Annotated in this window: 14 protein-coding genes; 11 read left to right on the plus strand and 3 right to left on the minus strand. The window is 65.9% G+C overall.

Going from position 1 to position 16944, the window contains the following annotated elements; translation table 11 throughout:
• Positions 1–163: 163 nt before the first annotated feature.
• From KO539_RS10540 to KO539_RS10550, 3 genes are read left to right on the plus strand one after another with little or no spacing between them, the layout of a single operon-like run.
• Complete coding sequence (locus KO539_RS10540) at positions 164–1762, plus strand: acyl-CoA ligase (AMP-forming), exosortase A system-associated (protein WP_219309057.1); 1599 nt, start codon at positions 164–166, stop codon at positions 1760–1762.
• On the plus strand, positions 1759–3018 hold the full coding sequence (locus tag KO539_RS10545) for a pyridoxal-dependent decarboxylase, exosortase A system-associated (protein WP_219309058.1): 1260 nt from the start codon (positions 1759–1761) through the stop codon (positions 3016–3018). The genes KO539_RS10540 and KO539_RS10545 overlap by 4 nt, the downstream gene beginning before the upstream one ends.
• Positions 3015–4943, plus strand: coding sequence for an asparagine synthetase B (locus KO539_RS10550; RefSeq protein WP_219309060.1), 1929 nt, complete (start codon positions 3015–3017; stop codon positions 4941–4943). Before KO539_RS10545 ends, KO539_RS10550 begins: the two co-directional genes overlap by 4 nt.
• Here the strand turns inward: KO539_RS10550 and KO539_RS10555 are convergent.
• Positions 4852–5787 carry a polysaccharide deacetylase family protein gene (locus KO539_RS10555; protein WP_219309062.1) on the minus strand — a complete coding sequence of 312 codons (936 nt, stop codon included), beginning with the start codon at positions 5785–5787 and terminating at the stop codon, positions 4852–4854. The two genes, KO539_RS10550 and KO539_RS10555, sit on opposite strands and share 92 nt — an antisense overlap.
• A complete protein-coding gene (locus tag KO539_RS10560) occupies positions 5784–7076 on the minus strand; it encodes a putative O-glycosylation ligase, exosortase A system-associated (protein WP_219309071.1) in 1293 nt (430 codons plus the stop codon). The genes KO539_RS10555 and KO539_RS10560 overlap by 4 nt, the downstream gene beginning before the upstream one ends.
• Before the next feature lie 137 nt (positions 7077–7213).
• On the opposite strand from KO539_RS10560, the gene KO539_RS10565 reads away from it, so the two are divergent.
• From KO539_RS10565 to KO539_RS10590, 6 genes are all read left to right on the plus strand, one after another.
• Positions 7214–9298 (plus strand): glycosyltransferase, encoded by a 2085-nt coding sequence (locus tag KO539_RS10565; protein ID WP_257626229.1) that lies wholly within the window; start codon positions 7214–7216, stop codon positions 9296–9298.
• A gap of 15 nt (positions 9299–9313) precedes the next feature.
• Positions 9314–10795: a lipopolysaccharide biosynthesis protein gene (locus tag KO539_RS10570; protein ID WP_219309081.1), complete on the plus strand. Its 1482-nt coding sequence runs from the start codon at positions 9314–9316 to the stop codon at positions 10793–10795.
• A gap of 2 nt (positions 10796–10797) precedes the next feature.
• Positions 10798–11871, plus strand: a complete 1074-nt coding sequence (locus tag KO539_RS10575) for a glycosyltransferase family 4 protein (protein ID WP_257626230.1) — start codon at positions 10798–10800, stop codon at positions 11869–11871.
• A complete protein-coding gene (locus KO539_RS10580; RefSeq protein WP_219309085.1) occupies positions 11861–13408 on the plus strand; it encodes an MBOAT family protein in 1548 nt (515 codons plus the stop codon). The genes KO539_RS10575 and KO539_RS10580 overlap by 11 nt, the downstream gene beginning before the upstream one ends.
• 2 nt (positions 13409–13410) lie before the next feature.
• A complete protein-coding gene (locus KO539_RS10585) occupies positions 13411–14604 on the plus strand; it encodes a hypothetical protein (protein WP_219309088.1) in 1194 nt (397 codons plus the stop codon).
• A gap of 87 nt (positions 14605–14691) precedes the next feature.
• Positions 14692–15696, plus strand: a complete 1005-nt coding sequence (locus KO539_RS10590) for a 2-hydroxyacid dehydrogenase (protein WP_219309089.1) — start codon at positions 14692–14694, stop codon at positions 15694–15696.
• On the opposite strand, the gene KO539_RS10595 is transcribed toward KO539_RS10590, so the two are convergent.
• A complete protein-coding gene (locus KO539_RS10595) occupies positions 15685–16047 on the minus strand; it encodes a TfoX/Sxy family protein (protein WP_099376845.1) in 363 nt (120 codons plus the stop codon). The genes KO539_RS10590 and KO539_RS10595 overlap by 12 nt on opposite strands.
• Positions 16048–16130: 83 nt before the next feature.
• On the opposite strand from KO539_RS10595, the gene KO539_RS10600 reads away from it, so the two are divergent.
• Together KO539_RS10600 and KO539_RS10605 are read left to right on the plus strand one after the other, a co-directional pair.
• Positions 16131–16376: a hypothetical protein gene (locus KO539_RS10600; RefSeq protein ID WP_257626231.1), complete on the plus strand. Its 246-nt coding sequence runs from the start codon at positions 16131–16133 to the stop codon at positions 16374–16376.
• Positions 16373–16834, plus strand: coding sequence for a MepB family protein (locus tag KO539_RS10605; protein WP_219309090.1), 462 nt, complete (start codon positions 16373–16375; stop codon positions 16832–16834). Before KO539_RS10600 ends, KO539_RS10605 begins: the two co-directional genes overlap by 4 nt.
• Positions 16835–16944: the final 110 nt, after the last annotated feature.

A 16944-nucleotide genomic window follows, 5' to 3' on the forward strand; every position in this document is an offset into this window, starting at 1 on the left:
TGCAGCCAACGTTGTCCATTAGAGCGCAGCGGCCAGCGGCGGTCTTGCGCCGGCTCAAGCTGTGTTGCTGAAACTGTTAATTGATCAAAATCAAGACCGCTGTGGCCGTTTGTCTGAATCATAGGGGAATGCATGGCAATCATGGCAATCCGGGGATGACACGATGGCGACACTGATACACGATCTGATCTTCGAAACGGCGCAGCGCAGCCCCCACGCGCCGGCCCTGTCGTGGCAGGGCGCGGAGTTGAGCTATGCCGCGCTGGCGCAGTCCGTGCGCGAGGCGGCCGCCACCCTGCTGACCCTGGGCTTGCAGCGCGGCGCGCGCGTGGCCGTGTACCTGGAAAAACGCCCGGAAAACGTCAGCGCCATGTTTGGCGCGGCCGCCGCCGGCGGCGTGTTCGTGCCCGTCAATCCGCTGCTCAAGCCGGATCAGGTGGCGTATATCCTGGCCGACTGCAACGTGGACATCCTCGTCACCTCGCGCGAACGCCTGGCGCAGCTGGGCCCGGCGCTGGCCGCCTGTCCGGACTTGCGCACGGTGCTGCTGACGGGCGAAGGCGAGGCGCAATCGAGCCTGGGCAAGATACGGCTGCTGCCGTGGAACGCCGTGCCTGTCGCTGACGCACCCACACCCCTGCCGCACAGGGCCATCGACATCGACATGGCCGCCATTTTATATACATCGGGCAGCACGGGGCGGCCGAAAGGCGTGGTGCTGTCGCACCGCAACATGCTGGCGGGCGCGCTCAGCGTGTCGGGCTATTTGCGCAACACGCCGGAAGACCGCATTCTGTGTGTCCTGCCGCTCAGTTTTGATTATGGCTTGAGCCAGCTGACGACGGCGTTTGCCAGCGGCGCCTGCGCCGTGCTGATGAATTATCTGCTGCTGCGCGATATCGTCGAAGCCGTCGAGCAGGAAGCCATCACGGGCCTGGCCGCCGTACCGCCGCTGTGGGTGCAGCTGTCGCAGCTGAGCTGGCCCCTGTCTACGCCCTTGCGCTACATCACCAATTCGGGCGGCGTGATGCAGCGATCCACGCTCGACCGGCTGCGCGAGTCGCTGCCGCGCACGCAGGTCTACCTGATGTATGGCCTGACGGAGGCGTTCCGCTCGACGTATCTGGCGCCGGAACAGCTGGAGCGGCGCCCCGACTCCATCGGACAAGCGATCCCCAACGCGGAAGTGCTGGTGCTGCGTCCGGACGGCAGCGTGTGCGACGCCGACGAGCCGGGCGAACTGGTGCACCGCGGCGCGCTGGTGGCGCTCGGCTACTGGAACGACGCGGCGCGCACGGCCGAGCGCTTCAAGCCGCTGCCGCCGCAGGCCAGCGGCCTGGTGCTGCCGGAGCTGGCCGTCTGGTCGGGCGACACGGTGCGCCGCGATGCGGACGGCTATCTGTATTTCGTGGGCCGCAGCGATGACATGATCAAGACGTCGGGCTACCGGGTCAGCCCGGCCGAGATCGAGGAAGTCGCGTATGCCAGCGGACTGGTGGGCGAGGCCGCCGCGCTGGGCTTGCCCCACGCCGTGCTGGGCCAGGCCATCGCCTTGCTCGTCACGCCCGCGCCCGGCGTGGAATTGCAGCGCGACAGCGTGCTGGCCGCCTGCCGCGCCCGCCTGCCCAGCTATATGGTGCCGCTGTGGGTGGAGATCCGCGATGGCGTGCTGCCGCGCAATCCGAACGGCAAGATCGACCGTCCCTTGCTGGCCAGGGAACTGGCGCGCGCGTATGCGGTCCAAACAGGAGATGCGGCATGAAGGACTTGATCCGCTCGAACAATACGGAATTGCCCACGCACTCGCACTTGGGCCAGCAATTTGCCGTGGAAAACGACATGCTGCAGATTGGCGGCGTGCCCTTGCGCCAGCTGGCCCAGAGGGTGGGCAGCACGCCGTTCTACGCCTATGAACGCGCGCACATCACGCGCCGCGTGGCCGAACTGCGCGCCGCCTTGCCGGCCGGCGTGCACTTGCATTACGCCATGAAGGCCAACCCCATGCCGGCCGTGGTGCAGTGGCTGGCGGGCCTGGTCGATGGCATCGACGTGGCCTCGGGCGGCGAATTGGCGACCGCGCTCGATACGCCCATGGCGCCGCAGCGCATCAGCTTTGCGGGGCCGGGCAAGAGCGATGGCGAACTGGCGCGGGCCGTGGCCGCTGGCGTACTGATCAACGTCGAGTCCGGCGCCCAGCTGGAAAAGGCGGCGCTGGCCAGTGAACGGCTGGGCCTGGCGGCCAGGGTGGCCGTGCGCGTGAATCCTGATTTCGCCTTGCGCCGCACGGGCATGCGCATGGGCGGCGGCGCGCAGCCATTCGGCGTCGATGCGGCCCTCGTGCCGGCGTTGCTGGGCCGCATCGGCCAGCTGGGCCTGGATTTTCACGGGTTTCACCTGTATGCGGGTTCGCAAAGCCTGTCGGCGACAGCCCTGGCCGAAGCGCAGGCGCTGAGCGTGCAACTGGCCCTGCAACTGGCCGACAGCGCGCCATCGCCCTTGCGCACCCTGAATATCGGCGGCGGCTTCGGCGTGCCGTATTTCCCGGGCGATCAGGCGCTCGACCTGGCGCCCGTGGCGGACGGCTTGCAGCGGCAGCTCGCCATCCTGGCCCAGGCGGCACCGGGCGCGCGCCTGAATCTGGAACTGGGCCGTTATCTGGTGGCCGAAGCCGGTATCTATGTGTGCAAGGTGATCGAACGCAAGGTGTCGCATGGACAAGTATTTCTCGTCACGGATGGCGGCTTGCATCATCACTTGGCGGCCTCCGGCAATTTTGGTCAGCTGATCCGCAAGAATTACCCGGTCGCCATCGGCAACCGGTTGCACGGCGGTCCGCGCGAAGTGGCGTCCGTCGTGGGGCCGCTGTGCACGCCGCTGGACTTGCTGGCCGACCAGATGGAGATGGCGCGCGCCGAGGAGGGCGATCTGGTGGTGGTGTTCCAGTCGGGCGCGTATGGCTTGACGGCCAGCCCGACGGCCTTTCTCGGCCATCCGCTGCCGGCCGAGGTGCTCGTATGAGCGGCCTGTGCGGTTGGCTGGCGGCGGCTGCCGACACGGCTTCCGATGGCGTAGCGTCGAGCGCGCTGGCAAGCATGGCCGCGCCCTTGTCGCGTTTCGATAGCGCACCGCTGGCCGCCAGCGTGAGCGAAGTGGGCGGCGTGGCCGTGGCCGCCATCGACGGCAGCCGCCATGTATATCAGCAAGATGGCTTGCAAGTGGCCATTTGGGGCCGGCCCGAGCTTGACGGCTCGGCCGACGACGTGGCGTCCCGCCTCGCGTCCCTGTGGCTGAGCCGGGGCGTGGCCGCCTGCGCCAGCCTGTCCGGGCCTTTCTGTCTGGCCATCCTCGATTCTTTTTCCGGCTCGGCCCTGCTGGCCGTGGACCGCGCCGGCATCCACCCGCTCAGCTATGCGAGCAATGCGCAGGGCTTGTTCTTTGCCTCCTCGCATGACGCCTTGCTGGCCCATCCGTCCGTGCGGGGCGCGCTCGATCCGCAAGCGCTGTATCACTATTTATTCTTCCACATGGTGCCCGGCCCAGCCACGGCCTATCTTGGCCAGCAGCGCCTGCTGCCCGGCGAATACCTGCATGTGCGCGGCGGCAAGCAATGCAAGGGCAGTTACTGGCAACTGGCTTTCCACGAGCCGGCAGCAGAGCGCGCGCGGCGCAGCTTTGCCAGCAACAAGCAGGAATTCCTGCGCCTGCTGCGCCAGGCCGTGGAAAGCAGCCTGGGCGCGGATGGGGCGGACACGGGCGCGTTTCTCAGCGGCGGCACGGACAGTTCCACCCTGGCCGCCATCATCGGCCAGGTGACGGGCCGGCCCGCGCGCACGTATTCCATCGGCTTCGACTCTCCCGGCTATGATGAAATGGCGTATGCGCGCCTGGCCGCCAGCCACGCGGGCAGCATCCACCACGAACGCTACGTGACGCCGTCCGACGTGCTGGCCGCCATCCCCGCCATGGCGGCCATCTTCGACCAGCCTTTCGGCAATGCCTCGGCCATTCCCGCGTACTATTGCGCGCAGATGGCGCGCGAGGATGGCGTGACGCGCTTGCTGGGTGGCGATGGCGGCGATGAATTGTTTGGTGGTAATGAGCGCTATGCGCACCAGGCCTTGCTGTCGCAGTACGAGCGCTTGCCCGTCATGTTGCGCCAGGCCATCATCGAGCCGCTGCTGTTCCGCCAGCAAAGGGGCAAACCGTGGCGGCTGGCCGACAAGGCGCGCCGCTACATCGAGCTGTCGAGCCTGCCGCTGCCGGCCCGGCTCGACAGCTACAACCTGTTGCTGCGCCATGGCCACCGCACGGTGCTGGAAGCGGGCTTCATCGACACCATCGACCCGGGCATGGCGCCCGGCTGCGTGAATGGCGCGTATTGGGAGCGCCAAGGCCAGGGCTTGAGCCAGATTAATGAACTGCTGGCGCTCGACATGCGTTTTACCCTGGCCGACAACGACCTGTTCAAGGTGCGCAAGGCCTGCGAGCTGGCAGGCGTGGAAGCGGCGTTTCCCTTTCTGCACGATGCGATGGTGGCGTTTGCTGCGCGCCTGGCGCCGCGCGACAAGCTCGACGGCATGCGCCTGCGGCCCTTCTTCAAGCGGGCGCTGGCGGAAATCTTGCCACCGGCCATCGTGCGCAAGAAAAAGCACGGCTTCGGCCTGCCTTTCGGCCAGTGGCTGCACAGCCATCCTCCGCTGCGCGAGTTTGCGTTCGACAATCTGACCCAGCTGCGCGGGCGCGGCATCGTGCGGCCCGCCTTCATCGACGATCTGCAAGGGCGCTTGCTGGCGGAACACCCGGCCTATCACGGCACCATGGTGTGGCTGCTGCTGATGCTGGAACAATGGCTCAGCCAGCATCCGGGCGCGCTGGGTGCGCTTGCCGGCGGTTTTGCCGCATGCGCCACAGAAACGCCAGCCGTCCTCGATCCCACGGCGTAAAGCGGGGCAACTGCAGCAAGTCGAGCTCCGCGCCGGGACGCGCCACGCCCCAGTCCGTCGCCACGGCCGCCTTGAAACCGAGGCTCTTGACCATCGCCACGTGCGGTGCGCCATAATCGCGTCCGGCCTTGCCGTTCGGATACGCAAACAGGGTCACGGGCGCCTGGATCAACGCTTCCAGCTGGCGCTTGCCGTCGGCAATGTTTTGCCGCGCCGCATGGTCCGGCAAGGTGGACAGAATCGGATGGCTGTCCGTGTGCGCGCCCAGCTCCATGCCGGCCGCCTGCAACTGGCGCAGCTGCGCCGTGCTCAGCATGGCGAGCGGACCAGCTTTGGTGCCTGCCTGACGGCGGATGTACATGGCCAGTTGCTGGCGTCGCGCGAACGGCAGGTATTTGAGCTGGCCCAGCAAGGTGGCGATGGCCGTTTGCCGCTGTGCCAGGCTGGCGACGGGGAGCGCTCCCAACTCATGCTCGCGCAAGTCCAGCATAGGCCCTGCCGCCTGGCGCACGGCGTCGATCACCGTGTCGTTCCACATCTGCCCGCCGTCCAGATAGCCCGTGGCGATGAAAAACGTGGCGTGCAAGGCATGGCGCCGCAGCAGCGGCAGGGCGATTTGCGCATTGTCCGCATAGCCGTCGTCAAACGTGATGCAGGCGGCGCGCTGCGGCAGGCTGCCATCCTGCAGGCGCTGCACGGCATCGCCGAGCGGCAGCGGCGTATAGAAACGTTTGATAAGGCGCAGCTGGCGCTCGAACAGCACGGCATCGACTTCGCCGGGAAACAGCGGGTCGGGCCGCGCCAGCACGCGGTGGTAAATCAGGATGGACAAGGTGGCCGTCATGGCTGCTCCGCGATGGCTGTTCCGGGTTTGGCCCGGCGGGCCGTGGGCGTGGGGGCCGTGGCTTGCTGCTCGACGACGATGCGCGTGGCGATCAGCGCGGCCATCAGGTAATACGGCATGTCGAAGTACAGCAGGCTGAGGAAGGCGCCGCCCACGGCAAAGCCGATCAGGCTGGCCTGGCTCATGGTGGCCAGGCCCAGCGCCCAGCGCAATTCAGGCTTGCCCCGCGTGCGGCGGATGATGGCGGCGGCCGTGCGCCAGGTGGCGATGCCCAGCGCCAGGTAAATCAGCAAGCCGACAAAGCCGTGTTCGCCCAGCGCCTGGAAATAAATGCTGTGCGCCGCGTGCACATCCATGGGATTGGGCGCGTAGCGGGCAAAGATGGCGGCGTCGGACACGTCGAAGCCGCCGCCGGGAAAGCGGTCGCGCGCCAGGTTCCAGGCCATGCGCCAGGCATTCAGGCGGCCCATGGCGGAAACATCGTCCTGGTAGGTATTGATGGTGTCCATGCGTTCGGCCCAGCGTTCGGGCATGAAGGCCAGCAGCAGCGGCGCGACCGCGCCGAGCAGCGCGCCCAGCACCAGCTTGCGGTCGCTTTTCAGCCACATGAACAGGCCCATGGCGGCAATGGCCAGCAGCCCGCCGCGCGAATACGAGCCCAGCGCAGCCAGGGCCGACAGCAGCATGGCTGCCGACAAGCCATGGCGTACCCAGCGCTTGTCCGTGTTTTGCTGCAGGTAGTACATGAGGGGGATGGTGATGATCAGGGCCAGGGCCAGGGAATTGTTATCGCCAATAAAGGTTTCTTCCGGCCCCCAGACCCGCTCCGTGCCGCCGCTGCGGATGGTGAAGATGCCGCCTTTCACGCCGTAATAGCCGATCGACCCGACCAGCACCCAGACCAGGCGCACAATGTCGCGCCGCGTGCGTATCACCATCATGATGACAAAGCTCATCAGCATGATCTTCATCACCTTGTTCCACTGCACCCACGACGCCGCCGGCAGCAGGGCGAACGGGGCCGTGACATTCATCCACGCGACAAACAACAGCAGCAGCACGCTGACGGGCGTGAGCGGCAAGCTTTTCGGCTCGCGCGTCATGAGCAGGCTGAGCAGGGTGGCGACGGCGATGATGAAGGCGAACGGCATGTGGGTGGCAAAGCCCCAGCCTTGCGTGTGCGGATTCATCACGCTGACCCAGACCCACATCAGGCCGCCGATGGCCGGCGACTTCAGGATGAAGGGCAGCGAACCGAGGATGATGATGGTAATCAGTATGTCGCGCATGAAGGGGGACGCTCCTGGTTGTGTCCGGGCTGGCAAGGACTTGATGCCTGTCAACGGGCTGGCGGGCAGGCTCAGTACACTGGATCAATACTGCTTGATGCATAGTTTTGTCATGGTAAGACCAAGGAGGCATGTCCTTGTTGACCGTTCTCATGGCGACCTACAATGGCGCCGGCACCTTGCCCCAGGTATTGCGCGCCTACATGGGTCTGCGTTCGCCCGTGGGCGGCTGGCGCCTCGTCATCGCCGACAATGGCAGCACGGACGCCACGGCCCAGGTGATCGCCGCCTTCCGCGGCCGTTTGCCTTTGAGCGATATCTACGTGGCGCGGCGCGGCCGCAGTCCCGCCCTGAACGGGGCCGTCGAACACGCCTTGCGCCTGGGCGGCGATGGCGGCGAGCTGTTCGTGTTTGGCGACGACGATGCCATGCCCGCATCGGATTGGCTGTGCCGCTTGCAGGACAGCGCCCGCACCCACCCCGGCTACGCCCTGTTCGGCGGCGCCATCGTGCCCGCCTGGCGCCAGCGACCGGAAGACTGGCTGCTGCGCCTGACGCCCGTTGGCTTGACGTGGGGCATCACCAGCCCAGACCTGCGCGACGCGCCCATCTACCCGGGCCTGGTCTGGGGCGCCAACATGGCGATACGCCGCCGCATCTTCGAGGCGGGCGCCCGCTATGACGAAAGCATCGGCCCGCAGGGAGCCAACTACGCCATGGGCAGCGAAACCCGGCTCAACCTGGAAATGCATGCGGCCGGCAATCCATCCTGGTTCTGTCCGCAGGCCAAAGTGGCGCACATCATCCGCGTGCCGCAAGTGCAACGCGCCTGGATACTGCGCCGCGCCATGCTGTTCGGCCGGGGCCAATGCCGGCTGGCCACCTTTGCACCGAGCGTGGAGTTGCTGGGCGTGCCACGCTGGATGCTGGGCAGATACGTGCGCGATACCCTCGGCGCCGTGCGAGCCTGGCTGCGGCGCGACCACGCCGACCTGTTCCTGCGCCAATGGGAACGGGCGTGGCTGCGCGGTTTCTTTCATGAAGCGTGGCGGGGACGGCGAAAACGCCTGCCGCGCATCGTCATCAGCAGTTATTCAGGCGAGCTGGGCGGCATGGAGCTGCGCATGGCGCAAGAGGCGAAAATGCTGGGTGCGAGCGGTTACGACAGTGTGCTGGCCTTGCGCCGTTTTCCCGGTTTTACGCAGTGGGTACAGGGCCTTCGGGCGCAGCGCTTGCAGGTGCAAGTGTATGAACCGCCCTTGTTTCTCGAGCACTGGGCCTGGCGCCGCTGGAATTGGTTGCGCGCCAGGGTCACGGGCGCCTGGCGGCTGCGGCGGCTGCGGCCCGATCTGGTTCACGTGGCCTTTTGCTGGACCAGTTATGGCGCGTCCATCCTGTGGCTGGCCCGGCAATGCCGGCTGCCGGCCGTGATCAGCGTGCACAATGCGTTTCCCCTGGAAGCCTTCAGCGACTGGCAGCGGCCCCGGCTGCAGGAAGCGTTTCGCAGCGTCAAGGGCGTGTATGCCGTGTCGCCGTCGGCCATGCGGCATTTTCTTGAGCTGTATCGCGGCATGCTGAACCCGGAAACGCGGCTGGCCGTGATCCCGAACGGCGTCGATACGGACACTTTCATTGTCTCTCCCGAACGCAGGGTGCTGGCGCGGCGGCAACTCGGGCTGCCGCCGGACGCGCTGGTGCTCGGTTGTGTGGCCCGGCTGTCCGCACAAAAGCGCCCGCAAGCGCTGCTGGCGCTGTTCGCCAGGCTGGCCGCGCAGTTTCCCAACTTATATGTAGTGCTGGTGGGCACGGGGCCGCTGGAAGCCATGCTGCGGCTGCAGGCGCAGCAATCGGGCTTGCACGACAGAATCGTGTTTGCCGGTTTTCAGCAGCGCGTCGAGTTGTTGATGCCGGCCTTCGATCTGCATGTGTTGCTGAGTCAAAACGAGGGCTTCGGCATCGCCACGATTGAGGCCATGGCTTGCGGCGTGCCGGCCGTGGGCACGGATGTGCCGGGCACCCACGATATCCTGCATGACAGCGAAGGCGGCTTGCTGCTGCCGCTGGAAGATGAGCACGCCGCCTGCGCGGCCGTGGCGCAGCTGCTGGCCGATGCGCCACGGCGCGCCCGCATGGGACGGCTGGCGCGCGAAGAAACCGTGCAGCGCTATGCGATGCCGCGCCTGGAACGCCAGCTGCGCGCATTTTACGCCGGCCTTGTGTAGGCGCGGGCGGCCCGCATGAGCGCCACCCGCCATTCGTTTTTCTTTTCGTTTGCCGAAAAATATACGGTGCTGCTGCTGGGCATTGTCGCCACCATGGTGCTGTCGCGCCTGTTGACGCCGGCCGAGGTGGGCGTGTATTCGCTGGGCGCCGTGCTGGTGGCCCTGGCGCAAGTGGTGCGCGATTTTGGCGTGGGGCAATACCTGATCCAGGAAAAGCAGCTCGATACGGTGAAATTGCGGGCCGCGCTGGCCACCAGCCTGCTTGTCGCCTGGCTGCTGGCGGGCCTGGTGCTGCTGGCCAGCGCGCCGCTCGCGCAGTTCTATGGCGAACCCCGGCTGACCTTCGTGCTGCGCTTGCTATCAATCAATTTCCTGTTGATACCGTTCAGCGCCTTGACGTTGCCGATGCTGCGCCGGCAATTGCGCTTTCGCGCCATCTATGCCATCAACGCGGCCAATAGCGTGGTCAACCTGCTGGTGGCCGTGCTGCTGGCGCTGCAGGGCTACAGTTACATGAGCATGGTGTGGGCGGCGCTGGCCGGTTCCTGCGCCTCGCTGCTGGTGAGCCTGCTGGTGCGGCCCAAGGAACTGCCGTGGCTGCCTGGACGGCGCGGCATGGGCGATATCGCCCGCTTTGGCGCGTATGCGACGGGGGGCGGCCTCGTCGACGAGGCGGGCGTGGCGGCGCCAGACCTCATCATCGGCAAGCTGATCGGCATTGAAAGCCTGGCCCTGTTCGGCAAGGCGCAAAGCGTGCTCAATATCTTTAACCAGGCCATCACCAGCGCGATTTCTCCCGTCGTGTTTCCCCTGTTCGCGGCGCGCGCGCGCGAAGGTGGAGGACAGGGGGGGCAGGGCGGGGCGGAACTCGTGTATCTGCGCACCATCAGCTACATGACGGCGCTGGCGTGGCCGTTTTTTCTCTTTCTCGCCTGCATGGCTTTGCCCCTGGTCAAGGTGTTGTATGGCACGCAATGGCTAGCCTGTGTGCCCTTGATACGCATCATGTGCCTGTCTTCGGCCGTGTATAGCATGTTCAGCATGGCCCGCTACCTGTTCGTGGCGACGGGCCAGCTGCATGCACAAGTGCGGCTCGATGCCTGCGCCGGCGTCATCAAGGTGGCGCTGCTGCTGGCTGCGGCGCCGTTCGGCCTGGTGGTGGTAGCTTGGGCCGTGGTGCTCAGCAACGTGCTGCGCAGCTGGCTGAACTACGGCTGCCTGCGGCGCTTGAGCGCACTCGACTGGCGCATCCTGGCGCGGGCCGTGCGCAAAAGCCTGCTGCTCTGCGGTGTCAGCGCCTTCGCGCCCGTCGCTTCGCTGCTGTGGCTGCCAACGGAAATCCCGGCGCTGCTGGCGCTGACGGGCACGGCGCTGGCCACCTTGCTGTGCTGGCTGGCCGGCCTGTTCCTGTTGAAACATGAGCTCGCTGGTGAGTTTTTGTTGTTGCAACGCAAGCTGGCGGGGCGCTGGCTGGCAGTCAAATCCACGAAAGGATGACCATGCGTGTCGGTATCTTGTCCTACCCGATGCTGTTCCAGCGCGACGGCGGCTTGCAGATCCAGGTACGCGAAACCATTGCCGCGCTGAACCGGCTGCCCCAGCAACAGGCGCGCCCCTTGGAAGTACAGCTGGTCGACGCCAACCATGAGCGGCTGGCCGATTTCGACGTGCTGCACGTATTTTCGGCGAGCAACGGGACTTACCGCATCATGGAAATGGCCAGCGAGCAAGGCGTGCCCGTGGTGCTGTCGCCGCTGCTGTCGCCGGGCTGGGGCCGGGCCAGCGCCTGGCGCGCACGGCTGGCCGACCGGCTGGCGGGGCGCCTGACGGAGTGGATGGTGCAAACGAGCTATGCGCAAACCCGGCGCGCCTTGCAGCTGGCCGACGTGGTGATCGCCCTGGGCGAGGCCGAGCGCGACGCCATTGCGCAAGGTTTCGGCATGCCGGCCGACGCCATTCGCGTCCTGCCAAATGGAATCAATCCGCATTTCTTCACGGCTAATGGCGACCTGTTCCTGCGCGAAACGGGCATCGCCGGGCCGTTCGTGCTGATGGTAGGCAGTATTTCGCCCTACAAAAACCAGCTGGGACTGGCGCAGGCGCTGGCGGGTGCCGGCTTGCCCCTGGTGCTGATCGGCGCCGCGCCGCGCGAGCAGCAAGCGTATCTGCAACTGTTGCTGGACTTGCCGCACGTCAGCTGGCTGGGCGCGCTCGACCACGCCGATCCGCTGCTGGCCAGCGCCTACCATGCGGCGGCCGTGGCGGCCTTGCCCAGCCAGGGCGAGGTGTTTCCCTTGAGCGTGCTCGAAGCGCTGGCGGCCGGCACGCCCGTCGTCATGACGGCGCAAAGCGCGCTGGACTTGCCCGATTCCGCCTTCGCGCTGCGCAAGGTGCGCTGGGACGATGGCCACGCGCAGCGCCAGGCCATCCTCGAACTGCTGGCGCTGCCGCCCGAACGGGCCCGCGTGCAAGCGCTGGTGGAGCGCTTTACGTGGGAGCGGGTGGCGGCCCAGATCGCCGATTGTTACTACCAGGCCCAGTCCTTGCCTGCCAGGAGGCAGCATGCTGTTTAATTCCTTCGCCTTCCTGTTCGGCTATCTGCCCATCGTGCTGGCTGGCTATTTTCTGCTGGACCGCTGGGCGTCTGCCGGGGGCAGCAAGGCCAGCTGGCGCCTGGCACCGGCCGCCTGGCTGGCGCTCGCCTCGCTGTTCTTTTATGCCTGGTGGGACGTGCGCTACCTGCCGCTGCTGCTGGCCTCGATCTGCTTCAACTACGGCGGCGGCCGCCTGATCGGCTCTTGCGCGGGCGGGGCCCGCAAGCGCGCGCTGGTCGCGGCCCTGGCCTTGAACCTGGGGCTGCTCGCCTACTACAAATATGCGAATTTCTTTATCGACAGCATCAATGCCGTCGCCGCCAGCACCGGAGGTCTGCCGTGGGCTGGCCTCGACATCATCCTGCCCATCGGTATCTCGTTCTTTACCTTCACGCAGATCGCCTTCCTCGTCGATTGTTACCGGGGCGAGGTGCGCGAGTACCGTTTCATCCACTATGTGCTGTTCGTCAGCTATTTCCCGCACCTGATCGCCGGCCCCGTGCTGCACCACCGCGACATGATGCCGCAGTTCGCCGACCCGGCCAACGCCCATCCGCGCGCCGCCAATTTCGCCATCGGCTTGTCGATCTTTACTATTGGCCTGGCAAAAAAAGTGCTGATCGCCGACAACCTGTCGCCGCTGGCCATCCCTGTTTTTGCGGCCGGCGCGCAGCCGACCCTGATCGAAGCGTGGATCGGCGTGCTGGCCTACACGTTCCAGCTGTATTTCGACTTTTCCGGTTATTCCGACATGGCCATCGGCCTGTCGCGCCTGTTCGGCGTGAAATTGCCGCTGAACTTCAATTCGCCGTACAAGGCGGCCAATATCGCGGACTTCTGGCGCCGCTGGCACATGACCTTGTCGCGTTTCCTGCGTGACTATTTATATATCCCGCTAGGCGGCAGCCGGCGTGGCGAAGCCATGCGTTACCGCAACCTGATGCTGACCATGCTGCTGGGCGGCCTGTGGCATGGCGCCGGCTGGACCTTTGTCATCTGGGGCGGCTTGCACGGCCTGTACCTGGTGCTGCAGCAGGCGTGGCAGCGCATGTTTGGCGCGGCCGCGGCGCGTTGGTGGCCGAGCTTGCTGACTTTTCTTGCCGTCATGCTAGCCTGGATCTTTTTCCGCGCGCCCGACGTGGCCACGGCCTGGGACATCACGGGCGCGCTGGTGGGCGCGAACGGCGTGAGCTTGCCGCGCGGCCTGGCCAGTCACGCGGCCAGCCTGGCGCAGTGGGGCATGCATCCGGCGTTCGACGGCATCCGCTGGATCGAACTGGTGGGTCCTGGCTTGCCCGTGCTGCTGGGCGCCATGCTGCTGGCTTTCCGGGCGCCGAACACGCAAGAAATTTTCTTTCTCTACGAGCCTGCCATTGAAAGAATATTTCAACCGGCTGGGCGCTGGGCCTTCAGCTGGCGGCCCACGCCGCGCTGGAGCCTGGGCTTTGCCGCGCTGTTCATCGCCTGCATTTTCGGCATGAACCGGGTTACCGAATTTCTCTACTTCCAATTCTGACCATGGATACCATTGCCCGCCGCTACCTCGCCATCTTCCTTGCCTGCGCGCTGGCCGCGCTGGCCCTGGTCTCCGCCGTCAATTACCACGTCGATCCATACTTGCTGCACCAGTGGGACAGCCCGCTGCTGCAGCGATTGCGGCCGACGACCGAAAAACTCAGCGTGTGGGGCAAGACGTACGCCGTGGCGCGCTACCGGCCCGCCGTCGTGTATATCGGCAATTCGCGTACGGAAATGGGTTTGCCGGCCAGTAGCATGCGTACCTTGTTTGATGGCAAGAGCGTCTTCAACAGCGCCGTCTCGGGCGCTTCGATCGGCGACGCCATCCGCCTGGCCGAACACGCGGCCCGGGTCAGCCATGTCGACACCCTCGTGTGGGGCATCGACGCGCCCTCGTTTTCCCTGGAACTGGGCTCGGCCGGCGTGGAGCCGGGCTTGACGGATGACGGCCCCGCGTTTTTCGCGCGGCGTGCCTTGCTCAACATCAAGCGCGGCCTGACGGTGGACATGACCCACGACAGCTGGCGCATCCTCAGCGGCACTTATGACGGCGTGTGCCTGTCCAGCCTGGCCCTGCACGGCCAGCGCGACGAGTCCTGCATCACCAGCCGCAACCATGGCTGGGCCGGCACGGCGCGCGCCTTCAAGCCGCGCCTGCAAGAGTTCGGCGATGGCCTGGGGCCGACGGCGCCCGCGCTGCAGGCCTTCGATGCCAGTGTCGGGAAGCTGTGCCGTGGCGGCACGCGTTTGCGCCTGTACATCAATCCCACGCACGCGCTCACGCTCGACGCCCTGTACTGGCGCGGCAAGTGGGACGCCATGGAAGCATGGCAGCGCGACCTGGCGCAAATGGCCGGGCGCTACCGCAGCCAGGGCTGCGACGTGCGCGTGTATGATTTTTCGGGCTTTAACAGCATCACCAGCGAATCGATCCCGCAAGTGACGGGGGCGCGCGAAATGCGCTATTACTGGGAAGCGTCGCACTACCGCGACAACGTGGGCCGCTTCATCCTGGCGCGCCTGTTCGGCGGCCCGGTGCCGCCGCCGGCCGATTTCGGCGCCGAGCTGACGGAAACGGGCATCGCGGCCCACCAGACGGCCATGCGCGCCGCGCGCGAGCGCTATCACGCGCGGCACGCCGAGGAAACGGCGTATCTGCGCCACGTGCTGACCTTGCCGCGCGAACCCAAATAGGCGGCCAGGGACGCCAGGCGTACACCGTGGGGCAGGGCGCTTGCGCTATGATGGTGTTTTGCCATCCAGCAAGTTCCAGGACGCCCCATGAAAATCGCCTTCTTTGCCAGCCAGCCCTACGACCGCCGTTTCTTCGATGAAGCCTTGCCGTCCCAGCCCGACGCCGCCGGCATCGAACTGGTCTACCACAGCGCTTTGCTGAGCCAGGAAACCGTGGTCCTGGCGCAAGGCGCCGACGCCGTCTGCGTCTTCGTCAACGACGTGCTCGACGCGCCCGTGCTCGAAGCCCTGCACGGTTACGGCGTGCGCGCCATCCTGCTGCGCTGCGCCGGCTACAATAACCTCGACCTGGAAGCGGCCCGGCGCCTGGGCCTGTTCGTCGCCCGCGTGCCCGCGTACTCGCCGGAAGCGGTGGCCGAATACACGCTGGCCCTCGTGCAAACCCTGAACCGCCACACGCACCGCGCCTACGCCCGCGTGCGCGAAGGCAATTTCTCGCTCGATGGCTTGCTGGGCGCCACCTTGCACGGCAAAACGGTCGGCATCGTCGGCACGGGCAAGATCGGCCTGGCCACGGCGCGCATCTTCAAAGGCTTTGGCTGCACGGTGCTGGGTCACGACCCGTATCCGGCGCCCGCGTTCGGGGAACTGGGCACGATGGTGGAGCTGCCGCGGCTGCTGGCCGAGTCCGACATCGTCTCGCTGCATTGCCCCTTGATGGACAGCACGCGCCACATGATCAGCGAGGCAACCTTGCCGCTGATGAAGAAGGGCGCCATGCTGGTGAACACTTCGCGCGGCGGCCTGATCGACACGGGCGCCGTCATCGAGGCGCTCAAATCGCGCCAGCTCGGTTCCCTGGCCATCGACGTCTACGAGCAGGAAAGCAATCTGTTCTTCCAGGACCGTTCGTCCGACATCATCGACGACGACATCTTCCAGCGCCTGATGACCTTCCCGAACGTGCTGGTGACGGGTCATCAGGGTTTCTTCACGATGGAAGCGCTGCGCGAGATCGCCGCCATCACATATCACAACCTGGCGTGCTTCCGCGAAGGCAAGGCGTGTGAAAACAGCGTCTTAAGCAGCTGACGCCGGTTTTTTAGGCTTGGGCGGCGGCTTGGGTTTTGGCAGCGGCAAGGCGTCGGCCGTGCGCCGCGCCAGCTGGCTGAGCCAGTCGCGCTCGTCCCACAGCCCGCCATCGATGAGGAAATACGGCTTGGCTTGCGGGTAGGGCGGCGCTTCCTGCAGCGAGCCTTGCGTACTGATCCAGGCGCGTCCCGCGTCCGTCGGCTTGATGAACAGCTGGTCGTCGGCGACGATGGCGAACATCTTGCCGTCGCAATACAGGCCATATTCCCCAAACATTTTCTTCGCGCTGATGCTGCCCGCGCCCGCCATCTGGTCGAGCAAAAAATCCACCGTGCCTTGCTGTGATGCCATGTCGTCCTCCGTGTGAAGGAATAGTGTAGCGCACTGGCCAGGAGAGGCCGGTGCGGCTACACTACGGCCATTGATTTTTTCGCATGACTTCCCCCATGACACCCGAGCATATTATTCACCGCGGCATCCGCATTACCACCCTGGCCGCCAGCGACGCCATGGAAACCCATTGCCCACCGGGCCACACGGCCATCCGCCAGCAGGCCGACGGCTGGTGGCTGTATTTTGTCGACGAGGATGGCAAGGTCGACGGCTACGACAGCCCGTTCGCCAGCCACGCCGAAGCGCTGTGGGCGGCCAAGGCCGCCGCCGAGTTCAGCGCGCAATGAAGGCCAGTCCATGGGCTTTCCTGGGCTTGCCGCAAGCGCCCGTGCCGGAAGCGGAAAGCGCGGACTACGGCGCCTGCCGCACAGAACTGCATGGCAAGCGCCTGGTCTTGCGCGTGGCGAAAACCACGCCAACGAAAACCGGCCAGTTCGTCACCGTCTGGAAGCGTCCCCATCCCGATGCCGACATCGCGCCGTTGGACGAAGCGGACCCTGTTGATGTCGTCATCATCGCCGTCAGCGATGAGGAACAGCACGGCTTTTTCATTTTCCCGCGCAGCGTGCTGCTGGAACGGGGCGTGATGTCGCGCGCCGGCACCGGAGGCAAACGCGCGCTGCGCGTGTATCCACCCTGGTGCGCGCCGGAATCGGTCCAGGCTTTGCGCACGCAGCGCTGGCAGAGTGCCTGTTTTGTGGCGGCGGGAGATCAGCTAAGGCTGGAACAACTGTTCGGGCAGTGATTGTCGGTGGTAGCACAAGTTCCGTAGTGCAGGTTCAAGCCGGTGGTGTAGTTGCAGGCGATAATTGGCTGCTGCACTTGAACCCCTCGGTCCTTTACTCTCCGGGCCCG

Origin of the sequence: Janthinobacterium sp. NKUCC06_STL, assembly GCF_019345455.1 — a bacterium.
Taxonomy (GTDB): Bacteria; Pseudomonadota; Gammaproteobacteria; order Burkholderiales; family Burkholderiaceae_D; genus Janthinobacterium; species Janthinobacterium rivuli.